The organism is Comamonas sp. MYb69 (assembly GCF_037479315.1).
GTDB lineage: Bacteria > Pseudomonadota > Gammaproteobacteria > Burkholderiales > Burkholderiaceae_C > Comamonas.
Genome location: NZ_JBBGZG010000022.1, coordinates 59,049 through 81,153, shown reverse-complemented (window position 1 = coordinate 81,153; position 22,105 = coordinate 59,049). Strand labels below are relative to the sequence as shown.

17 protein-coding genes are annotated in these 22,105 nt (G+C 64.1%); 10 read left to right on the top strand and 7 right to left on the bottom strand.

Annotated features, from left to right (window positions below; all coding sequences use genetic code 11):
* The 8 genes from mnmC to WH303_RS23065 all read left to right on the top strand — a co-directional run.
* Positions 1–1,248, top strand: a 1,248-nt coding sequence (gene mnmC, locus WH303_RS23100; RefSeq protein WP_339521250.1) for an FAD-dependent 5-carboxymethylaminomethyl-2-thiouridine(34) oxidoreductase MnmC, incomplete at its 5' end; no start/stop codon positions are given.
* A gap of 338 nt (positions 1,249–1,586) precedes the next feature.
* On the top strand, positions 1,587–3,386 hold the full coding sequence (locus WH303_RS23095) for a nitrite/sulfite reductase (protein ID WP_339521249.1): 1,800 nt from the start codon (positions 1,587–1,589) through the stop codon (positions 3,384–3,386).
* Positions 3,387–3,404: 18 nt separating this feature from the next.
* Complete coding sequence (locus WH303_RS23090; RefSeq protein WP_339521248.1) at positions 3,405–3,806, top strand: DUF934 domain-containing protein; 402 nt, start codon at positions 3,405–3,407, stop codon at positions 3,804–3,806.
* Complete coding sequence (locus WH303_RS23085; RefSeq protein WP_339521247.1) at positions 3,803–4,441, top strand: phosphoadenosine phosphosulfate reductase domain-containing protein; 639 nt, start codon at positions 3,803–3,805, stop codon at positions 4,439–4,441. Before WH303_RS23090 ends, WH303_RS23085 begins: the two co-directional genes overlap by 4 nt.
* Before the next feature lie 50 nt (positions 4,442–4,491).
* Entirely contained in the window at positions 4,492–5,424 is a 933-nt protein-coding gene (gene cysD, locus WH303_RS23080) for a sulfate adenylyltransferase subunit CysD (protein ID WP_116923949.1), read from the top strand.
* The gene (locus WH303_RS23075) at positions 5,424–6,785 is read left to right on the top strand and encodes a sulfate adenylyltransferase subunit 1 (protein WP_339521246.1); all 1,362 of its coding nucleotides are present in this window, start codon (positions 5,424–5,426) and stop codon (positions 6,783–6,785) included. The genes cysD and WH303_RS23075 overlap by 1 nt, the downstream gene beginning before the upstream one ends.
* Positions 6,786–6,902: 117 nt before the next feature.
* Complete coding sequence (fdxA, locus tag WH303_RS23070) at positions 6,903–7,232, top strand: ferredoxin FdxA (protein WP_021025807.1); 330 nt, start codon at positions 6,903–6,905, stop codon at positions 7,230–7,232.
* A gap of 106 nt (positions 7,233–7,338) precedes the next feature.
* Positions 7,339–7,689, top strand: a complete 351-nt coding sequence (locus tag WH303_RS23065) for an antibiotic biosynthesis monooxygenase family protein (RefSeq protein ID WP_339521245.1) — start codon at positions 7,339–7,341, stop codon at positions 7,687–7,689.
* Between the two features lie 66 nt (positions 7,690–7,755).
* Here WH303_RS23065 and WH303_RS23060 read toward each other — a convergent pair whose 3' ends face one another.
* Together WH303_RS23060 and WH303_RS23055 are read right to left on the bottom strand one after the other, a co-directional pair.
* A complete protein-coding gene (locus tag WH303_RS23060) occupies positions 7,756–8,256 on the bottom strand; it encodes a pyridoxamine 5'-phosphate oxidase family protein (protein ID WP_021025809.1) in 501 nt (166 codons plus the stop codon).
* A gap of 235 nt (positions 8,257–8,491) precedes the next feature.
* Positions 8,492–10,396: a propionate--CoA ligase gene (locus tag WH303_RS23055; protein WP_339521244.1), complete on the bottom strand. Its 1,905-nt coding sequence runs from the start codon at positions 10,394–10,396 to the stop codon at positions 8,492–8,494.
* A 253-nt stretch (positions 10,397–10,649) separates the two neighbouring features.
* Here WH303_RS23055 and WH303_RS23050 point away from each other — a divergent pair, with 253 nt between their 5' ends.
* Together WH303_RS23050 and WH303_RS23045 are read left to right on the top strand one after the other, a co-directional pair.
* Positions 10,650–11,879, top strand: coding sequence for a nucleoside recognition domain-containing protein (locus WH303_RS23050; protein ID WP_339521243.1), 1,230 nt, complete (start codon positions 10,650–10,652; stop codon positions 11,877–11,879).
* A gap of 29 nt (positions 11,880–11,908) precedes the next feature.
* Positions 11,909–12,553: an HD domain-containing protein gene (locus WH303_RS23045; protein ID WP_339521242.1), complete on the top strand. Its 645-nt coding sequence runs from the start codon at positions 11,909–11,911 to the stop codon at positions 12,551–12,553.
* Positions 12,554–12,564: 11 nt separating this feature from the next.
* Here the strand turns inward: WH303_RS23045 and sbcB are convergent, their stop codons facing one another.
* From sbcB to dnaE, 5 genes are all read right to left on the bottom strand, one after another.
* Positions 12,565–14,022: an exodeoxyribonuclease I gene (gene sbcB, locus WH303_RS23040; RefSeq protein WP_339521241.1), complete on the bottom strand. Its 1,458-nt coding sequence runs from the start codon at positions 14,020–14,022 to the stop codon at positions 12,565–12,567.
* Between the two features lie 53 nt (positions 14,023–14,075).
* On the bottom strand, positions 14,076–15,530 hold the full coding sequence (cls, locus tag WH303_RS23035) for a cardiolipin synthase (RefSeq protein WP_339521240.1): 1,455 nt from the start codon (positions 15,528–15,530) through the stop codon (positions 14,076–14,078).
* Between the two features lie 112 nt (positions 15,531–15,642).
* Complete coding sequence (gene clpA / locus WH303_RS23030; protein ID WP_021025815.1) at positions 15,643–17,985, bottom strand: ATP-dependent Clp protease ATP-binding subunit ClpA; 2,343 nt, start codon at positions 17,983–17,985, stop codon at positions 15,643–15,645.
* A gap of 63 nt (positions 17,986–18,048) precedes the next feature.
* Positions 18,049–18,423 (bottom strand): ATP-dependent Clp protease adapter ClpS, encoded by a 375-nt coding sequence (clpS, locus tag WH303_RS23025; RefSeq protein WP_021025816.1) that lies wholly within the window; start codon positions 18,421–18,423, stop codon positions 18,049–18,051.
* A gap of 113 nt (positions 18,424–18,536) precedes the next feature.
* Positions 18,537–22,082, bottom strand: coding sequence for a DNA polymerase III subunit alpha (dnaE, locus tag WH303_RS23020; protein WP_339521239.1), 3,546 nt, complete (start codon positions 22,080–22,082; stop codon positions 18,537–18,539).
* Positions 22,083–22,105: the final 23 nt, after the last annotated feature.

Sequence of the window (22,105 nt, the reverse complement as noted above, 5' to 3'; positions counted from 1 at the left end):
GGGCAGGCGGCCATCATCGGCGCGGGCATTGCCGGAGCTGCCTGCGCGCGCCAGCTGGCCCTGCGCGGCTGGCAGGTCACCGTGCTCGATGCCGCCAGCCATCCGGCCGCCGGCGCCTCTGCGCTGCCCGCTGGCATTTTTGCGCCCCACACCAGCAGCGACGACAGCCCCCTCTCGCGCATCACCCGTGCCGGCCAGCGCTGCAGTCTGCAATGGGCGCAGCAGCTGCTGCAAGCGGGGCTGGACTGGGAGATGACCGGGGTGCTGGAGCGCCGCCAGCTCGCCACGCCGCCCGATGAAAGCGCTGCCCTCAGCGACAGCCCTGCGGCCGCGCCCACGCGCCGCAGCGCCCATGAGCGGCCTCCTGCCTGGAAGGACGCCTTGGTCGCGCCTGCGGCCGACTGGAGTGAAGAGGCCAGCGCCGCCACGCTCGAAGCGCTGGGCTTGCCGGCCGACACCCCCGCGCTTTGGCACCCACGCGGCGGCTGGCTGCGGCCGGCTGCGCTGGTGCAGGCCCTGCTGGACCACCCGGGCATCCGTTTTGTCGGCGATGCACCTGTGCATGCGCTCGATGCGCTGGCAAGCGAAGACAGCCCTCCGCAATGGTCGCTGAGCGATGGCCAAGGCCAGCCATGGGCGCAGGCCGATCTGGTCGTCCTCTGCGCCGGGCCGCAATCGGTCAGCATCCGCATCAACGGCCAGAGCCTGGCCGCTGCCCAGGCGCTGCAAACCATTCGCGGCCAGGTCAGCTGGGGCCGCTATGCCGAAGGCCAGGCGCCCGCTGCCCACCAGCCGGTCAACGGCCATGGCAGCTGGGTGCCCTATTTCCGCATTGGGCAGACGGGAGAAGCAGCCTGGGTCATGGGATCGAGCTTTGAGCGCGGCCAATCCACACTACCGCCGTCGGCCGAGGATGCCGCCGCAGCGCATGCCTGTAATGGGGCCAAGCTGCAAACTCTGCTGCCGGAAGGCCACCGGCCGGATGCGCAGGCCTTTGCGCGCGCCCAGCACTGGGCCCAGCTGCGCTGCGCATCGACCGACCGGCTGCCGCTGGTGGGCCCGCTGCTGCCCGCCCAGGCGCTGCCTGAAGGCCTGGCCAGCCCCTGGGTCGCCACGGCGATGGGGTCGCGCGGGCTCACCTGGGCGCTGCTCTGCGCCGAGCTGCTGGCCGCCCGCCTGCATGCCGAGCCCTTGCCACTGCCCAATCCACTGGCCCTGGCGCTGGCCAGCGACCGCTACTGCAAATAAGCCAGCGCTTTAGCGCGAGGGGCAGATGCGAATGTCGTCTTCGCCCCGCTCTATCCGTGGGATGCCCTGCGGCGCCCCCTATGCCTTTTTAAAGTGAGGGGCGGATGCAGACGCCATCTCCGCTACGCCCTGTCTTTGGGGCGCCCTACAGCGCGCCCCATATGCCATTTGCTCACTAGCATTCGCCATTTTCATATAACTCAATGTCATACAGGACTGAGAAAAATGTAGTTTGAGTTTATATGAAATTTTTTTACAGTACATCGCAACAGCCCAGCTCCGCCGCCATTGGGGCAGCGGGCACACCAGGGCTCGGTAGCTGCAACTTCCGCACCACGATGTACCAATACACCCCATTTGATCGCCAGTTTGTCCAGGCCCGAGCAGACCAGTTCCGTGACCAGCTCCAACGCTGGGAAACGGGCCGGCTGAGTGAAGAAGAATTCCGCCCGCTGCGTCTGCAAAACGGCTGGTATGTGCAACGCTACGCACCGATGCTGCGGGTGGCAGTGCCTTATGGCGAGATCAACTCCGCCCAGATCCGTGTGCTGGCCCGCATTGCCCGCGAGTACGACGCGCCCGACGCCCAGCTCTACCAGGATGCGCTCAAGACGCAGGGCGCGATGGGCACCACCTACCTGCCCACGCACTACGCGCATTTCACGACCCGCACCAATGTGCAGTTCAACTGGATTCCGCTGTCCAAGTCCGCCGATGTGATGGACCTCTTGGCCAGCGTCAACCTGCACGGCATCCAGACCAGCGGCAACTGCATCCGCAACACGACGACCGATGCGCTCGCCGGCGTGGCGGTGGACGAGCTGGTCGACCCCCGGCCCTATGCCGAGGTGCTGCGCCAGTGGACCACCCTGCACCCCGAGTTCGCCTTCCTGCCGCGCAAGTTCAAGATTGCGATCAGCGGCTCGCAAGAAGACCGCGCCGCCACCGGCTGGCACGATGTGGGCCTGCACCTGACCAAGAACGAGGCCGGCGAGATCGGCTTCAAGGTGTTTGTCGGCGGCGGCATGGGCCGCACGCCGGTGATCGGCACTCCGATCCGCGAGTTTCTGCCCTGGAACCAGGTGCTCAACTACATCGAAGCGATTGTGCGCGTCTACAACGAGCGCGGCCGCCGTGACAACAAGTACAAGGCCCGCATCAAGATCTTGGTCAAGGCCGAAGGCCAGGTCTATATCGACTCGGTGGAAGAAGAGTTCCGCCAGATCGTCGAGGTCGATGGCGGCCCGCACACCATCCCCCAGGCCGAGTTTGACCGCGTGGCGGCCTGCTTTGTGGCCCCCGACCTGTCGGGCTACCCGCAGGTCAACGCCACCGAGGCCAAGCACCAGCTGACCGAGCAAGGCGTGCGTGAGCCAGCCTTTGGCCGCTGGGTGAGCCGCAATGTGCGCGCCCACCAAAACCCGCAGCTGCGCGCGGTGGTGCTGTCGTTCAAGCGCGTCGGCCAGGCGCCGGGCGATGCCTCGGGCGAGCAGCTCGATGCGCTGGCCCAGCTGGTGGACCAGTTCTCCGCCGGCGAAGCCCGTGTGACCCACGACCAGAACGTGGTGCTGCCCTGGGTGCATGTGAGCCAGCTGCATGCGCTGTGGCTGCAGGCCAAGGCCCTGGGCCTGGCCAGCACCAATGTGGACCTACTGACCGACATGATCGCCTGCCCCGGCGGTGACCTCTGCGCCTTGGCCAATGCCCGCAGCCTGCCGATTGCAGCGGCCATCACCGAGCGCTACCAGGACCTGGACGAGCTCGACGACATCGGCGACATCGACCTGCATATCAGCGGCTGCATCAACAGCTGCGGCCACCACCACAGCGGCCATATCGGCATCCTGGGCGTCGACAAGGACGGCAAGGAGTGGTACCAGATCACCGTGGGCGGCTCCGATGGCGCCACCTTGTCGGGCGCGCCCCAGGCTGGCAAGGCCATTGGCCCCTCGTTCAGCGCTGCCGAAGTGCCCGGCGTGATCGAAGCCGTGCTGACAGCCTACCGCGATCTGCGGGGCAACGGCGAGCTGTTTATCGACACCGTGCGCCGCGTGGGCCTGGACCCCTTCAAGGAAGCGGGCAAGTCCGCCCGCCTGCCCGAAGCCGCTGACACCGCCGCAGAAACCACCCAAGCCTGAGCATTGAGCAGAACAACGATGAGCATTCCGAACGATTTCCAGATCCTGGCCGCCGGTGACCACCAGCCCGCTGGCGAAGGCGACCGCAGCGTGCTGCTGCTGGCCAACGATGCCGATGCGCTGCAAGTCTCGCTCGATGGCGTGGCGCGCATTGACCTCGACTTTCCGTCTTTCACCGATGGCCGCGCGTTCAGCCAGGCCTACCTGCTGCGCCGCCGCCGTGGCTTCAAGGGCGATATCCGTGCGCTGGGCGATGTGCTGATCGACCAGCTGGTGCAGATGCACCGCACCGGCTTCAGCAGCGCGGTGCTCAAGGAAGGCGTGGACGTGGCCGATGCTGCGCGCCAGTTCGAGCGTTTTGCCGGGTTCTACCAAGGCGACGTGGAAGCCAAGCCCCATTTTGACCAGGCCGCCGCATGAGCACGACCACCCTCCCCCCCCAAGAACTGGCCCGCGTGAATGCCGAGCTGGGCAAGGACGCCGCAGCCCTGGTGCGCTGGGCGCTGTCGCTGGGCCAGACCAGCATCGTGACCACCAATTTCCGCCCCTTTGAAGCGGTGATCCTGCACCTGGTGAGCCAGGTCCAGCCCGATGTGCCCGTGGTCTGGATGGACAACGGCTACAACACCGAGGCCACCTACCGCTTTGCCGACGAGGTGACGCGCCAGCTGGGGCTGAACCTGCAGATCTACCTGCCACGCCGCTCGCGCGCCCACCGCGAAGCCATTGAAGGCGCGACACCTGCGCTGGATGACCCGCGCCACGCCGCCTTTACCGAAGAGGTCAAGCTCGAGCCCTTTGCCCGGGCGCTGCGCGAGACCCAGCCGCGCGTGTGGTTTACCGCGCTGCGCGCCACCGACACGGCCGTGCGTGCCCAGATGGATCCGGTCAGTCTGAACCCCGATGGCCTCATCAAGGTCGCACCCCTGCTGCACTGGTCGTCCAAGGATCTGTACGACTACTGCGAACAACACGGTCTGCCCAACAACTTCGACTATGTGGATCCCACCAAGGGCGAAGACAACCGCGAATGCGGCCTGCACATTGCGCACTGATATCGCCCACTGACCGCATGCAGCCCGCCCGACAAGAAAGTCTATCCGATATGAACGCCCGTGTTGAAACCGATGTGCTCAACCACCTGAGCAACCAGCACCTCGATGCGCTGGAAGAAGAAACCATCTTTATCCTGCGCGAAGTGGCAGCCGCCTTTGAGCGCCCAGCGCTGCTGTTTTCCGGCGGCAAGGATTCGCTGGTGATGCTCAAATGCGCCGAAAAAGCCTTTGGCGCCGGCCGCATCCCCTACCCCTTGCTGATGATCGACACCGGCCACAACTTCCCCGAAGTGACCGATTTCCGCGATCTGCGCGCCAAGGAACTGGGTGCCGATCTGATCGTGCGCAGCGTCGAGGACTCGATGGCGCGCGGCACCGTGCGCCTGGCCCACCCAGGCGAATCGCGCAATGTGCACCAGTCGGTGACCTTGCTCGAAGCGATCGAGGAGTTCCGCTTTGACGCGCTGATTGGCGGCGCCCGCCGCGACGAGGAAAAGGCCCGCGCCAAGGAACGCATCTTCAGCCACCGCGACAGCTTTGGCCAGTGGCAGCCCAAGGCCCAGCGCCCCGAGCTCTGGACCCTGTTCAACACCCGCCTGGCTCCGGGCGAGCATTTCCGCGTGTTCCCGATCAGCAACTGGACCGAGCTCGATGTCTGGCAGTACATTGCCCGCGAAAACATCGCGCTGCCCAGCCTCTACTACGCCCACCAGCGCGACGTGGTCGAGCGCAAGGGCCTGCTCGTGCCCATCACGCCGCTCACCCCCGCCCGCGACGGCGAAACCGTCGAGAGCCGCACCGTGCGCTTCCGCACCGTCGGCGACATCACCTGCACCTGCCCGGTGAGCAGCGATGCCGCCTCGGCCGACGATATCGTGCTGGAGACCCTGGCTGCCGATGTGAGCGAGCGAGGTGCTACCCGCATGGACGACAAGACCAGCGATGCCTCGATGGAAAAGCGCAAGAAAGACGGATACTTCTGATGACTACCGATACCCTGACTGCCGTGCGCACCCCTGCCCAAGACCACCTGCACACCGCATCGGCGCTGCGCTTTATCACCTGCGGCTCGGTCGATGATGGCAAATCCACCTTGATCGGCCGCCTGCTGGTAGACAGCAAATCGGTGCTGCAAGACCAGCTCGCCGGCGTGCAGCGCAGCGGCGAGACCGACCTGGCCCTGCTCACCGATGGCCTGTCCGCCGAGCGCGAGCAAGGCATCACCATCGATGTGGCCTACCGCTACTTCGCCACCGAAACGCGCAAGTTCATCATTGGCGATGCGCCCGGCCATGAGCAGTACACCCGCAACATGGTGACCGCTGCATCGAGCGCCGACGCCGCCGTGGTGCTGGTCGATGCCACCAAGCTGGACTGGCAAAACCCCCAGCTCGCGCTGCTGCCCCAAACCCGCCGCCACAGCCTGCTGGCCCATCTGCTGCGTGTGCACTCGCTGGTGTTTGCGGTCAACAAGCTCGATGCGGTGGCCGACCCGGCGCTGGCCTTTGCCAATATCCGCAATGCGCTGGCCGCCTTCGCCCAGGCGGCCGGCATCACCGTGGCAGCTACCATCCCCGTCTCGGCCCTGAAGGGCTGGAACGTGGTGACTGCGCACCCTGACTGGGCCGGCTACCAGGGCCCGAGCCTGCTGCAGCTGCTCGAGACGCTGCCGACCACGCCCGCTGACGCTGGCCAACCGCTGGCGTTTTCGGTGCAGTGGGTGGAGAAGTTCTCCGCCTCGGCCGACACCCACCAGGGCCGGCGCATTTTCTGGGGCCGCGTCGGCACCGGCGATGTGGAGCCCGGCACTGCGGTGCAGATTCTGCCCAGTGGCCAGCGCGCCAGCGTGGCCCAGGTGCTGGACCACACCCGCAAGCCCATCGCACGCGGCGCAGGCCAGAGCGCCGGCATCGTGCTGGACCGTGAGGTCGATGTCTCGCGCGGCGACTGGATCATTGCCGCCCCGGCAGCGGCTGCGGCCAGTGCCGCCGACAATGACTTTGACACCCCCGCCGAGCAGCCTGCCTGGCCCGCAACGCGCGAGATCACCGCCACCATCGCCTGGATGGACAACGAGCCCCTGCTGGCCGGCCGCGTCTACTGGGCGCTGCATGGCCGCCGCTGGATCAAGGCCAAGGTGCGCAAGGTGCTCAACCGCCTGGATATCAACACTTTGGAGCGTCAGGCGGCCGAGCAGCTCGAACCCAATGCCATCGGCCGGGTGGAGATCAGCCTGCAAGAAGCGATTCCGGCAGCGGCCTTTGTGCACTCGCGCGAGCTGGGCTCCTTGATCCTCGTGGACACGGCCTCCAACAGCACGGCCGCTGCGGTACTGGTGGAGTAAAGCCAGCAGTCCCGCAGTTAAAAACCACGTTATTCGGAGGTCGGCTAGGTGCTTGTGCACAAAAACCGTAAAATCCTCCGCTGTTTGTTTGTCTGAATCACTGGCGAAAACCATTCCATGACCCACGTCGTCACCGAAAACTGCATCAAGTGCAAATACACCGATTGTGTGGACGTCTGCCCTGTTGACTGCTTCCGCGAAGGCCCGAACTTCCTGACCATCGATCCGGACGAATGCATCGACTGCGCCGTCTGCATCCCCGAGTGCCCTGCCAACGCCATCTACGCTGAGGAAGATGTGCCCGCAGACCAGCTGGCCTTTATCAAGCTCAATGCCGAGCTGGCATTGGCCGATGGCTGGAAGAGCATCACCAAGCGCAAGGCGCCGATGGAAGGTGCCGACGAGGCCAACGGCCAGCCCGACAAGCTCAAGGACCTGATCCGCTGAGCCAGCTTATGCAGGGACACCGCAGCTTGATGCCCAGCCCCTGAACCCGCCAAGCCAGCCTCCGTGCTGGCTTTTTTATTGTTTGCGCCCACCCAGAGCCACCGCCATGCACAGCGCCGCCTTTGCCAACACCCCCCAGCCCCCGTACTACGCCGTCATCTTCACCTCGCAGCGCACCGACACCGAGCACCAGCCCTATGCCGACATGGCCGATGCGATGGTGCTGCTTGCCGAGCAGCAACCTGGCTTTCTGGGCGCCGAAAGCACCCGGGGCAGCGACGGCCTGGGCATCACCGTGTCGTACTGGCAGACCGAGGAAGACATCCGCCGCTGGAAGGCCCAGAGCGACCACCTGGTCGCCCAGCGCATGGGCGCCGAGCGCTGGTATGCACACTACCAGGTGCGGGTGGCCAAGGTGGAGCGGGCCTACGGCATGCAGCACGCCAGCGCAACCTGAACGAGGCCATGCCCTGCGCCATGGACCATGGCGCAGGGCATGCAGTTGGAGCCGATGGCCCGAGATTTACAGCTTGATCTCGCGGTGCTCGCCCATGCCATCGGGGCGTTCACCGGTCACCGCTGATTTGGCCATCTTGAACAGCTGCACCAGCTTGTTTTCTTTCACATCCCAGTATTCGGCAAAATCAACCCGCGCCACCAGGATCTGCAAATTGGGATCGGCCGGGCCATCGGGAAACCAAGCTTTAGCCATGGGGCTGAACAACTGCTCTTTCAGCGCCAGATCGTCACTGAGGGATCCCGTTGCCGATACCGAAACATAGCTGTCCTTATTGGGATCGGCGTAAGACACATTAATGGCGCTGGAGGTGCTGAGGCACCGCGACAAATCAGAGTCCCTACCCAGCAGGAAATACAGATTTTTATCCTCATCCATACCCTCTTTGTTGGCCGTGGTCATCGGCGCGGCATGCAGGCTGCCATGTTCATGCTGGTGGGTGATCATCGCAAAGCGAATGTCCTTGATCAGTTCCCACAATTTTTCACGCGGATTGTCTTGGGCCATGGCGCAACTCCTGTCGAATTGGAAAATTTCACTGTATCGACGGGTCTGCGCAGCCCATGTAAGGCAAACGCCCTCCCTCAGATCGGCGCTTGCAGGGTCTGGCTGTGCTGGCTTGGCGCTCCAGCTGTAGTCCCGGCTGGAGGCACAAGTTGATTCAACGCGGCCACAACCCCATGGGATGCGTGCCCAGACAGCCCCCAAGGAGCGCGCAATGCGCTCTTGCTGGAGACTCGGCTTAGCGTTCAGCCGCCGCCATCGCCACCACCACCTGCTGCAGCGCTGCCGGGTCTTCCATCGTCGACAGATCGCCCGTGTCGCGCTTCTCGGCCACCGCCTGCAGCGCGCGGCGCAGCAGTTTGCCGCTGCGCGTCTTGGGCAGCGTAGCGACAAAGTAGACGCGCGCCGGCCGCGCCACGGCACCGAGCTGGGCATCGACATGGTTGCAGACGGATTTTTCCAGCGCGCTGCAGGCGGCGCTGTCACCCGCCACCGCATTGCTGCGCGGCACGGCAAAGGCCAGCGCGACCTGGCCTTTCAAGGCATCGGCCACACCGACGACGGCAACTTCTGCAATATCGGGGTGGCCGGAGATGCTTTCCTCGATCTCGCGTGTGCCCAGGCGGTGGCCGGCGACATTGATCACATCATCGGTGCGGCCCAGGATAAAGTAGTAACCGTCCTTGTCGCGCACACCCCAGTCGAAGGTGCTGTAGACCAGGCGGCCGGGGATGCTCTTCCAGTAGGTGTTGACAAAGCGCTGGTCATCGCGCCAGACAGTCATCAGGCAGCCAGGGGGCAAGGGGCCTTCGATGGCGATCACGCCCTTTTGCATCGGCTCTACCAGCTCGGCGCCGGTATCGCCATCGATCAGCTTGATATGGTAGCCAAACACGGCCTTGCCCGGGCTGCCAAAGCGCGATGGCTGGGGTTCAATGCCGTTGCACAGCGTCAGGATCGGCCAGCCGGTCTCGGTCTGCCAGTAGTTGTCGATGATGGGGCGCCCGATGGCGCCGCTGATCCAGCTGGCTGTGGGCTCATCGAGCGGCTCGCCGGCCAGCCACAGCGCCTGCAGGCTGCTCAGGTCGTACTTGCTGAGGTACTCAGGGTCCTGCTTTTTGAGCACACGGATCGCGGTGGGCGCCGAGAACATGTGCGTGACCTTGTATTTCTCGACCAGGCTCCACCAGATGCCCGGGTCCGGGCGCAGCGGCACACCCTCGTACATGAGGGTGGCCATGCCGCCAATCAGCGGCGCATAGATGATGTAGCTGTGGCCCACGACCCAGCCGATATCGCTGGTGCAAAAAAAGGTCTGGCCGGGCTTCGCATCGAAGATCGCCGGCAGGCTGGCGGCCAGCGCTACCGTGTAGCCGCCGGTGTCGCGCTGCACGCCCTTGGGCTTGCCGGTGGTGCCGCTGGTGTAGAGCGTGTAGCTGGGGTGGGTGGCCTCTACCCATTCGCAGGGCACCTGCGCATCCAGATGCTGGGCACGCAGATCGGCCCAGAGGTGGTCGCGGCCCGGCACAAGCTGCATGGGGGCCAGGCCCCGGTCCACCATCAGCACCGCCTGGGGTTGGTGACTGGCCAGCGCAATGGCCTCGTCCAGCAAGGGCTTGTAGGGCACAACTTTGCCGGCGCGCGAGCCGGCATCGGCGCTGATGATGACCGTGGGCTGGGCATCGTCAATGCGGGTGGCGAGCGAGCCCGAGGCAAAGCCGCCAAACACCACCGAATGGATGGCGCCGATGCGCACGCTGGCCAGCATCGCGATGGCGGCCTCGGCAATCATCGGCATGTAGATCTGCACACGGTCGCCCTTTTTGACGCCCAGCGCCAGCAGCGCTGCGGCCATGCGCTGCACCTCGCGGTGCAGCTCGGCATAGCTGTAGCTGCGCTCGGTATTGGTCTCGGTCGATACCGCAATCAGCGCGGCCTGGTCGCCGCGCTCGGCCACATGGCGGTCGATGGCGTTGTGGCAAAGGTTGGTCTGGCCGCCGACAAACCAGCGCGCAAATGGCGGGTTGCTGTAGTCACAGATCTGCTGGGGCGGCACATGCCAGTCGATGCGCTGGGCCTGCTCGGCCCAGAAGGCATCGCGGTCGTGGATCGAGCGGGCGTAAAAGTCGGCAAAACGGCTCATCGAAGTCTGTCTCCATCTTTTGTTGTGCAGCCATTATTTCCCTTTGTCTTGCATACCGCTGACAAATGTGCGCAGGGCTGCGCCGGCCAGCCTGTGGTTTTCCCGCATACACGCGAGCAGCCCAGAGGGGCTTTTGCAGCGCCCTGCACAGTTTCCGCGCTGGCTGGCCCGGCCGGGCTGCGGCATCGCGCACAATCAGCGGCATGGCGCACCGCCCCGGTGCTGCGGCGCGCCGGATGACGAAGGATGTCCCATGCTCAATGGCTTGTGGCTGGGTTTTTTTGTGGTGGCGGCCTTGGCCGCATTCGCGCAGTGGCTGCTGGGCGGCAATGCGCAGATTTTTGGCGACATGGTGCAGGCGCTGTTTGCCATGGCCAAGCTTTCGGTCGAGGTGATGGTGCTGCTGTTTGGCACGCTCACGCTCTGGCTGGGCTTTTTGAAGATTGCCGAAAAGGCTGGCTTGGTCGATATGCTGGCCCGCTGGCTCGCGCCCTTGTTTGCCCGGCTGATGCCCGATGTGCCGCGCGGCCACCCGGCCCTGGGCCTGATGACCCTGAACTTTGCCGCCAACGCGCTGGGGCTGGACAACGCCGCCACCCCCATCGGCCTCAAGGCCATGCGCGCGCTGCAAGAGATCAACCCCTCGCCCACCGCGGCCAGCAATGCGCAGATTCTGTTTCTGGTGCTCAATGCCTCGTCGCTGACCCTGCTGCCGGTGACCATCTTCATGTACCGCATGCAGCAAGGCGCGCCCGACCCAACCCTGGTCTTTCTGCCGATCTTGCTGGCCACCTCGGTCTCGACGCTGGTGGGCTTGGTGTCGGTGGCCATCGTGCAGCGCCTGCCGCTGTGGCACCCGGTGGTACTGGCCTATCTGCTGCCGGTGGGCCTGGTGCTGGCCGGATTCATGGCCTTTTTGGCGACCTTGACGTCCACGGCGATGGCGCAGGTGTCGTCCCTCCTGGGCAACCTGACCTTGTTTGGCCTGGTGGTGCTGTTTGTCGTGGTGGGCGCGCTGCGCAAGGTGCCCGTGTACGAGAGCTTTATCGAAGGCGCCAAGGAAGGCTTTGATGTCGCCAAGGGCCTGCTGCCCTACCTGGTGGCCATGCTCTGCGCCGTGGGCCTGTTCCGCGCCTCCGGCGCGCTGGGCTATGCGCTCGACGGCATCCGCTGGCTGGTCGACCTGAGCGGCATGGACACGCGCTTTGTCGATGCGCTGCCCACTGCGCTTGTCAAGCCGTTCTCGGGCAGCGCCGCGCGCGCCATGCTGATCGAGACCATGCAAAGCCATGGCGTGGACAGCTTCCCGGCGCTGGCCGCCGCCATCATCCAGGGCAGCACCGAGACCACCTTCTATGTGCTGGCGGTGTACTTTGGCGCCGTGGGCATACAGCGCGCGCGCCATGCGGTACCTTGCGCGCTGCTGGCTGAGTTCTCGGGCGCGGTGGCCGCCATTGTGGTTTGCTACCAGTTCTTTGGTTGATTGCAGACGAGACGTCTTCAGGAGTTGCCATGACCAGCAGCAGCGCAGATGTCCAGATTTTCAGCGCCGCCTGGGATCGTGCCTGGCAGGACCTGGGCCTGACCCCGGCCACGGATGCCTTGCCGCAGCTGTTGGCAGCGCATGCCGGGCCTGATCGCCATTACCACGGCCTGCAGCATATTGCCGAATGCCTGCAATGGCTGGAGCAATTGCGCCCACAGGTAGCGCAGCCGGCGGAGCTGGCGCTGGCTTTGTGCTTTCACGACGCGATTTATGACCCGCAGGCCAAGGACAATGAGCTGCGCAGTGCCCAGTGGGCGCAAGCGGTGCTGCAGTCAGCAGGTGCCGAGCCAGATGCGGTGCTGCGCGTTGATGCGCTGATCATGTCCACCTGCCATTTCCTGCCCGCGCAAGCGCAGCTGCCCGAAGACAGCGCCTGGATGCTGGATATTGATTTGTCCATCCTGGGCGCGCCCGCCGCGCGTTTTGCGCAGTACCAGGCGCAGATCCAGGCCGAATATGCCTGGGTGCCCGCTGCCGACTATGCGCTGCGCCGACAGGCGGTGCTGCGCAGCTTTTTGCAGCGCCCGGCCATTTACCAGACGGTGACCATGCAGGCCCGGCTGGAGGCGCAGGCGCGCGATAACCTGCAGCAGGCGCTGGCGGTAGCCTGATTCAATACCGCTCAGGCATCGGGCATGATCGCATCGGCCCAGTCGTAGAGGGTGCCGAGAATCTCTTCGGCGCGCTCATCAGCGGTTTCGGACAGCTGGTCGATCTCGGCAAACATCTGCTCGGCTGTGCGCGCGCCGCCCAAGCCCTCTTGCAAAAAGGCAACGCGCAGCTCCAGCCAGCGCTGCTGCTCATCAGGCGTCAAGGAATCAGGAAAATTGCGCGCCCGGTAGCGGAACAGCAGCTCATGCAGGCGCTCATCGTCAAAACCAGGCTTGGCCACAGCCAGCTCCTGCGGGTGCATGGTGGTCAGCTGGGTCAGGCGGCGGCGGTCGCCCTGGCCGATAAAGCCGCTGTACAGATCCTGGTCCACATCCACACCTTCGAGCGGCGGGCGGTCAAACACGGCAGCCCAGGTGGCGCTCATATCGGGCAGATCGCGGGCAATCGCGGCATGGCGCAGCGCCTGGTCCATGTCGATCTGCCAGCGGGCGGCCTGCTCGGCGCTGAGCGTACGCAGGCTGCTGACCACCATCGGCGATTTGTTCAGGTGCACCGTCTTGATCGGCAGACGCGCCATGCCTTCGGGCAGATCCGCCGCCGCACTGAACATGCGCAGGCGCATCTCGTCGACCGACAGCTCAGCGAGGTGGCTCGGGTCCTGCGCCAGGTCCCAGGCGATGATCTCGTTCTTGTTCGTCGGGTGCTGGGCCAGCGGCCAGGCCACGGCAATGCAGCCGCGCTCGACCCCATACATGCCCGAGACATGCAAAAAAGGCCGGGCATTGGCGGGGGTGGCCGGCAGGGCCAACTCCTGCATCACGCGGTCCTTTTTGTGCAGGCCCAGCGCAAAATCAAACAGGCGCGGCTGCAGGCTTTTGATGAGGCGCGCCAGGCCAATGGTGGCGCGCACATCGCTCAGCGCATCGTGCGCCGACTCATGCAGGATGCCGTTGGCGCGGGCCAGGTCTTCGAGCTTGAAGCTGACCGAGCCGTCGTCCTTTAGGGGCCACTGGATGCCTTCGGGGCGCAGCGCATAGACCATGCGCACGACATCAAGCAGATCCCAGCGGCCGCAGCCGTTTTGCCATTCGCGGGCATAGGGGTCACGCAGGTTGCGCCACAGCATGTAGCGCGTCACCTCGTCGTCAAAACGGATGGTGTTGTAGCCCACGCCAATGGTGCCCGGGCGGCCCAGCTCGGCCTCTACGGCCGCAGCAAACTGGTGCTCGGGCACGCCCTGCTCCAGGCAGTGCTGGGGCGTGAGGCCGGTGATCAGGCTCGCCTGGGGGCTGGGCAGGTAGTCAAGCGCAGGCTGGCAGTAAAGCATGACCGGCTCGCCGATCTCGTTGAGATCCATGTCCGTGCGGATGCCGGCAAACTGCGCGGGGCGGTCACGGCGCGGCACGGCGCCAAAGGTTTCGTAGTCATGCCAGAAAAAGCTGGCGGAGGCGGACGAGGAATTCTGCATGCCCGCTAGTATGCCTGCTCCGGTCACTGCCGCAGAGCAACGTGGGCCCGCAACTACAGAAGCGGCGAGAACAAGCGCGCGATCGAATCACCCAGCCGGGGCAAAAAGCGCTGCTTGCGGCGCGAAGCCACCTGTTTGGAACGCATCAGGTCGGTGTTGAACTGGTCCTGCAGCCGGGCGTTCAGCTCCGGCCCATAGCCAATCGCGCAGACCTCGTAGTTCAGGCGAAAGCTGCGGTTGTCAAAGTTGGCCGTGCCGATGATGGTCAGGTTGTCATCGACCACCAAGGTCTTGGAGTGCAGCATGCGCGCGCTGTATTCGTAGACCTTGGCACCGGCGCTGATCAGCTCCTCGTAGTACGAGCGGGCAGCGGCCGTCACAAAGATCGAATCGGATTTCTCCGGCACCAGCAGCCGCACATCGACGCCGCGCAGCGCAGCGCTGGTCAGCGCATACATGGCGGGCTCGGTCGGCACAAAGTAGGGCGTGGTCAGCCAGACCCGCACGGTGGCCGACTGGATGGCGGCGACATGGGCGCGGTGGATGGGCTCGGTGGGGTTGTCCGGGCCCGAGCTCACCAGCTGCATCGCATGGGGGCCATCGGGCATATCGGGCAGCAGCAAGTCCAGGTTGGCAGGCATGTCCTGGGCCGACTTCTCCAGCGCATAGGCCCAGTCTTCCAAGAAGGTGGTCTGCAGCCAGGTGACGATGGGCCCCGCCATGCGAAGGTGCACATCGTGGTAGGCATTGGTGTTGACGCGGCGGTCTTCTTCATCGGTGATATTGACGCCGCCGGTAAAGCCGATCTGGCCGTCCACCACCAGGATCTTGCGGTGGCTGCGGAAGTTGATCACCGGGCGCAGGCGCCTGCCGATGCGTGTGGGGTGGAAGACCGCAAACTCGCCGCCCGCCTCCAGCAAGGGCGCGATGAACTTGCGGTTGACGCGCTTGGAGCCCAGCGCATCGACCAGCATGCGCACCTTGATCCCCGCCTTGGCGCGCTCGACCAGCGCATCGCGCAGGCGCGTGCCGGTCTGGTCGGGCTCGAAAATATAGTATTCCAGGTGCACATGGTGGCGGGCCTGGGCGACGTCTTCCAGAATCCGGTCAAAGGTGGCCGCGCCGCCGCTCAATAGTTCCACGCTTTCGGCCGAGGTGATCGGGAAGCCGCAGGTGGCCTCGACCAGCTTGACCATCTCGCGCAGCTGGGCAGGCGCCTCGGGCTGGCCGTCGCGGATGCGGCGCGTGGTCTCGCGCACATGGTTTTTGTTGCGTGCGCGCAGGCGTTTGATGCGCTGGCGCTTCATGCGCTGCGGGCCGATGAAGTAATACACGATCAGCCCCACCACGGGCAAGGAGCCCATGGACAGCAGCCAGCCCAAGGTGGCCACCGGCGCGCGGCGCTGCATCAAAATCCAGATACCCACCACGCCGAGGTAGATCGGCCAGATCACGGACAGCAGCGCGACGATATTTTCCTTGGTCAGATACGGAGAGAGGGACGCCACAGCAGCGCGCTCCTGTTGAGGGGACTGCCCAGTGTAGCCTGCCACCGTGACAGTCCCACGCAAAAAAACAGCCGCATGGAGCGGCTGCTTTTGTCCTCAAGGCGCGGGGGCCTCAATCGGCGGCGACTTCCTCTTCAGGCTCGGCCGGCTCTTGCTTGGCGCGCTCCTTCTTGGGCAGCGGCTGGATGTCGAGCATCACCTCGGGCTTGTCGGCGTTGCTGTCGTCCCAGTCGACGCTCAGGCGCCCACCATCGGTCAGGCGACCAAACAGCAGCTCGTCGGCCAGCGATCGGCGGATCGTGTCCTGGATCAGGCGCTGCATCGGCCGCGCACCCATCAGCGGATCGAAGCCGGTCTTGGCCAAGTGCTTGCGCAGCTTGTCGCTGAACGTGACCTCGACCTTCTTCTCGGCCAGTTGCTGCTCGAGCTGGAGCAGGAACTTGTCGACCACGCGCAAAATGACCTGCTCGTCGAGTGGCTTGAAGCTGACGATGGCGTCCAGCCGGTTGCGGAACTCGGGCGTGAACAGGCGCTTGATGTCGCCCATCTCGTCGCCCGCCGCGCGCGGGTTGGTAAAGCCAATGACGGCCTTGTTCATCGTCTCGGCGCCCGCATTGGTGGTCATGATGATGATCACATTGCGGAAGTCGGCCTTGCGTCCGTTGTTATCGGTCAAGGTGCCGTGGTCCATCACCTGCAGCAGCACATTGAAGATATCCGGATGCGCCTTCTCGATTTCGTCGAGCAGCAGCACCGCATGGGGCTTCTTGGTCACCGCCTCGGTCAGCAGGCCACCCTGGTCGAAACCGACATAGCCGGGCGGCGCGCCGATCAGGCGCGAAACCGCATGGCGCTCCATGTACTCGGACATGTCAAAGCGGATCAGGTCGATGCCCAGGATATAGGCCAGCTGCTTGGCAGCTTCGGTCTTGCCGACACCCGTGGGGCCCGAGAACAGGAACGAACCAATCGGCTTGTCCACCTTGCCCAGGCCGGAACGCGCCATCTTGACGGCCGAGGCCAGCACTTCGAGGGCCTTGTCCTGGCCAAAGACCACGCTTCGCAGGTCGCGCTCCAGGGTCTGCAGCTTGCCGCGGTCGTCATTGCTGACATTGGCCGGCGGAATGCGGGCGATCTTGGCGACGATCTCTTCGATCTCGGTCTTGCCAATGGTTTTCTTGCGCTTGGAGGGCGCCAGGATGCGCTGCGCGGCACCGGCCTCATCGATCACGTCAATCGCCTTGTCGGGCAGATGGCGGTCATTGATGAACTTGGCCGACAGCTCAGCGGCTGCCTGCAAAGCGGCCACCGCGTACTTGACGTTGTGGTGCTCTTCGAAGCGGGATTTGAGGCCCTTCAGAATATCGATGGTTTCGGGCACGGTCGGCTCGACCACATCGACCTTCTGGAAGCGGCGCGACAGTGCTGCATCCTTCTCGAAGATGCCACGGTACTCGGTGAAGGTGGTCGCACCGATGCACTTGAGCTGGCCGCTTGACAGCGCAGGCTTGAGCAGGTTGGACGCATCCAAGGTGCCGCCCGATGCCGCACCGGCACCGATCAGGGTGTGGATCTCGTCGATGAACAAGATCGCATGGGGCTTGTCCTTCAAGGCCTTGAGCACGCCTTTCAAGCGCTGCTCAAAATCGCCCCGGTACTTGGTGCCCGCCAACAGCGAGCCCATGTCCAGCGAGTAGACGGTAGCCTCGGCCAGCACTTCGGGCACATCTTCTTGCGTGATGCGCCATGCCAGACCCTCGGCAATCGCCGTCTTGCCCACGCCGGCCTCACCCACCAAGAGCGGGTTGTTCTTGCGGCGGCGGCACAGGATCTGGATCGTGCGCTCGACCTCGTACTGGCGGCCGATCAGCGGATCGATCTTGCCATCCTTGGCCTGCTGGTTCAGGTTGACGGTGAACTGCTCCAGCGGCGAGGCCTTTTCAGCGCGCTCGGCGTTGTTGCTACCCACCTCTTCCGCATCCGAGCTGGACTCGGACTTGGGCAGCTCGGGCGTGTCGTTCTTCTTGATGCCATGGGCGATGTAGTTGACCACATCGAGGCGCGTGACGCCCTGCTGGTGCAGGTAGTACACGGCATGCGAGTCTTTTTCGCCAAAAATGGCCACCAGCACATTGGCGCCGGTCACTTCCTTCTTGCCATTGCCGGTGCTTTGCACGTGCATGATGGCGCGCTGGATCACGCGCTGGAAACCCAGGGTCGGCTGGGTGTCCACCTCGTCCTCACCGGCCACCTGCGGGGCATTGTCCTTGATGAAATTGGTCAGCGACGCGCGCAGGTCGTCGATATTGGCAGAGCATGCGCGCAACACCTCGGAAGCACTCGGGTTGTCCAGCAAGGCCAGCAGCAAATGCTCCACGGTGATGAATTCGTGGCGCTGCTGCCTGGCTTCGACAAAAGCCATGTGCAAGCTGACTTCCAGTTCCTGAGCAATCATTTGAAACTCCTTTATTGCTTGCCAAATACACTCAACTTGCTTCTAGATGAGGACCAGATTCCGTTATTCAACAGGCTCCGATACGGCTTGAAGCGGGTGACCCGCTCCGTTGGCGGCATCCATCACCTGCGCCACCTTGGTTTCGGCGATTTCATGCGAGTACACCCCGCAGACACCTTTCCCATCCAGATGGATCTTCAGCATGATCTGGGTGGCCGCTTCGCGGCTCTTGCCAAAAAAATGCTGCAGTACCTCAATCACAAACTCCATCGGCGTGAAATCATCGTTGAGCATGACCACCTGGTACATCTTCGGTGGCTCCACCCGCTGGGCGATGCGCTCGACCACCAGCGCCCCCCCGCCGTCCTCCGGAGGCTGGGGCGTTGCAGGCAGATTCGGCGAGGGAGGAACAACAGGTTTCGTGGCCATTGAGATCATTCTATAAGGCTAAATTTCCACATGGACAAAGATGGTGATGCTTTTATGAACTTCAATACAGCGGCGCCAGCAACGGCTGGTGCTGCGTATTTTCAACCCGGGCAAAACCTTTCTTAGGCCATGCTTTCGTAAACGATTTTGATGGCTTCGTGGCCCGCTTCCTGGGACCAGGCCGCCATGGCCTGGTCGCTGGGGAAGAAGCGCGCGGCATCGCCCAGGTTGAGTTCCACCCCGGCCCGCGTCTGGCCCTGGCCGCAGACGACGCCCAGGCGGATCTTGAGGCCGTGGCGCAGCAGGCCTTCGTCGGTGTGCTCCTCGACTGCGGGAAACTCCTGAATCAGCCGCGCAACATCGGGCTGGTGGCGGTCGGTGTTGACCAGCAGGTAGCGGCCAAAGCGCGCCCGAGCCTCGGCCAGGCCCCAGACATGCTGTGCCTTGGCGCGCAGGCCGCCGCTGAAGCGATCCAAACCCACGCGGGCGCTCAGGATGACGAACTCGTCGTCCTTGAGTTGCTCTTTGTGGCGACTCCAGGTGGCTTCGTCGATCGAGCCCTCAATGACCGATGATTTGTCGTCGATCTTGAACAGCACCATCTTGCCCCGCTGGCCGTTGATGACCCGCAGCTCGCTGATGATGCCCGCCACCGTCTGGGGCTCGCGGCTGTCCTTGAGTTGGGAGATGGGGGTGCGCACAAACTGACGCACTTCCAGCTCCACCTCGTCAAACAAATGGCCCGAGAGGTAGAAACCGATGGCGGTCTTCTCCTGCACCAGGCGCTCCTTGATGCCCCAGGGCAGCACATCGGCCAGCGGCGGCTCCTGGGTGCTCGATCCCACGGCGTCATCGCCCATCATGTCAAACAGGCCGCCCTGGTTGGCGTTGGCATGGGTGGTGGCGGCAAATTCGAAGGCCACATCGACCGATTCGATCAAGGCGCGGCGGTTGAGCTGGATGCTGTCAAAGGCACCGCCCTTGATCAGCGCCTCGACCGTGCGCTTGTTGAGCTTGCTGCGGTCCACGCGCAGGCAAAAGTCAAACAGGCTCTTGAACGGGCCCTTGGTATCGCCCTGCGGCCCCGTGCCCTTGCCTTCGCGCGCGGCCACAATCGCCTCGATGGCGGCCTGGCCGGTGCCCTTGATGGCGCCCAGGCCGTAGCGGATCACCTTGTCGGTCACCGGCTCAAAGCGGTGGTGGCCCCGGTTCACATCGGGCATCTCAAAAGTTACGCCCATCTTCAGCGCGTCTTCGTACAGCACCTTGAGCTTGTCGGTGTTGTCCATTTCCACGGTCATATTGCCGCAGTAGAACTCCGCCGTGTAGTGCACCTTGAGCCAACCGGTGTGGTAGGCCAGCAGCGAGTAGGCAGCGGCGTGCGACTTGTTGAAGCCGTAGCCGGCAAACTTCTCCATCAAATCGAACACTTCGTCGGCCTTGGCCTCGTCGATGCCGATCTTGGAGGCCCCTTCGCGGAAGGTGGCACGGTGCTGCACCATCTCCTCGACCTTTTTCTTGCCCATCGCGCGGCGCAGCAAGTCGGCGCCGCCCAGGCTGTAGCCGCCCAGCACCTGGGCAGTCTGCATCACCTGCTCCTGGTAGACCATGATGCCGTAGGTCTCGGACAGCACCTTCTCGACCAGCGGATGCGGGTACTCCACCACTTCCTTGCCGTGCTTGCGCGCCACAAAGCTGGGGATCAGGTCCATCGGGCCCGGGCGGTAGAGCGCATTCAGCGCAATCAGGTCTTCCAGGCGGCTGGGCTTGGCTTCCTTGAGCATCTGCTGCATGCCGCGCGATTCAAACTGGAACACGGCCTCGGTCTTGCCGGCCGAAAAGAGCTGGTAGGTACGGGCGTCGTCAAGCGGGATTTCCTCGAACTTGAAGTTCTCCTGCCCCTTGTGGCGCTTGATGATGAATTCGCGCGCGATCTCCAGAATCGTCAAGGTCGCCAGACCCAAGAAGTCGAACTTGACCAGGCCCACGGCCTCGACGTCGTCCTTGTCATACATGGCCACCGCCGAGGTACTGCCCGGCTGCTGGTAGAGCGGGCAAAAATCGGTCAGCTTGCCCGGCGCAATCACCACGCCCCCGGCGTGCATGCCGATATTGCGGGTCATGCCCTCGAGCTTTTGCGCCATCTCGATCAGGGTCTTGACGTCCTCTTCCTTCTCGATGCGCTCGGCCAGGATCGGCTCTTCCTTGATCGCATAGGTGTACTTGTCGCCGTCCTTCGGAGGATTGGGCGGGTACTTCAAGGTCACATGCAGGCCCGGCTTGTTCGGGATCAGCTTGGAGATGCCATCGCAAAAGCCATAGCTCATGTCCAGCGCACGGCCCACGTCGCGGATGGCCGCGCGCGCAGCCATCGTGCCGAAGGTGGCAATCTGGCTCACCGCATTGCGGCCGTAGAGGTCCTTCACATAGTCGATCACCCGGTCCCGGTTGGCCTGGCAGAAGTCCACGTCAAAGTCGGGCATCGAGACGCGCTCTGGGTTCAGGAAGCGCTCGAACAGCAGGTTGTAGTGGATCGGGTCCAAGTCGGTGATCTTGAGCACATAGGCCACCAACGAGCCCGCCCCCGATCCCCGGCCCGGCCCCACCGGGCAGCCATTGTTCTTGGCCCAGTTGATAAAGTCCGCCACGATCAGGAAGTAGCCGGGAAAACCCATCTTCAAGATGATGCCGAGCTCGAAATCCAGGCGCTCGATGTACTTAGGACGTTCGGCGTCCCGTTTGGCCTCGTTCGGGAACAGCAGCTGCAGACGGTCCTCGAGCCCGTCGAACGAGGCCTGGCGGAAATACTCGTCGATCGGCATGCCATTGGGCGTGGGGAAATCGGGCAGAAAGTACTTGCCCAGCTGCAGGGTCACGCTGCAGCGGCGCGCAATCTCGGCGGTATTGGCAATGGCGCTGGGCAGGTCGGCAAACAAGGCCTCCATCTCGGCAGCGGTCTTGAGGTACTGGTCGCGGGTAAAGCGCTTGACGCGCTTTTTATTGCCCAAGGTCTCGCCCTCGGCAATACAGACGCGGGCTTCGTGCGATTCGAAATCGGCCGGTTTGGTGAACTGCACCGGATGCGTGGCCACGACCGGCAGCTTCAGGTTAGCGGCCAGCGCCACGGCAGCGGCCACATGGCTTTCGTCATCGGCGCGGCCAGCGCGCTGCAGCTCGATATAGAAACGGTGCGGAAACAGGCTGGCCAGGCGCAGCGCTACGCCCCGGGCGGCCTTTTCATCGCCGCGCATCAGCGCCTGGCCCACGGGCCCGGCTTGCGCGCCCGACAGCACGATCAGGCCCTCGGACAGCTCCTCGAGCCAGGCCCAGGTGCACTGGGGCTGGGCCTTGACGGTATCGGCCATCCAGATGCGCGCCAGGATCTCGGACAGATTCAGATAACCCTGCTGGCTCTGGATCAGCACGATGATGCGTGAGAGCGGGCCACCGGCCACCTCGGGCTCCAGCGCCAGCTCGGCGCCCAGAAGGGGTTTGACACCTGCGCCGCGCCCGGCTTTGTAAAACTTGATGGCGCCAAACAGGCTGTTCAGGTCGGTGAGCGCCATCGCCGGCTGGCTATCACCCGCAGCAAACTTGATCAAATCGCCCACGCGATTGGTGCTGTCGATGATGGAAAACTCGGAATGGATGCGAAGGTGTACGAACATATCCCTGCATTGTAGGAAAGCCG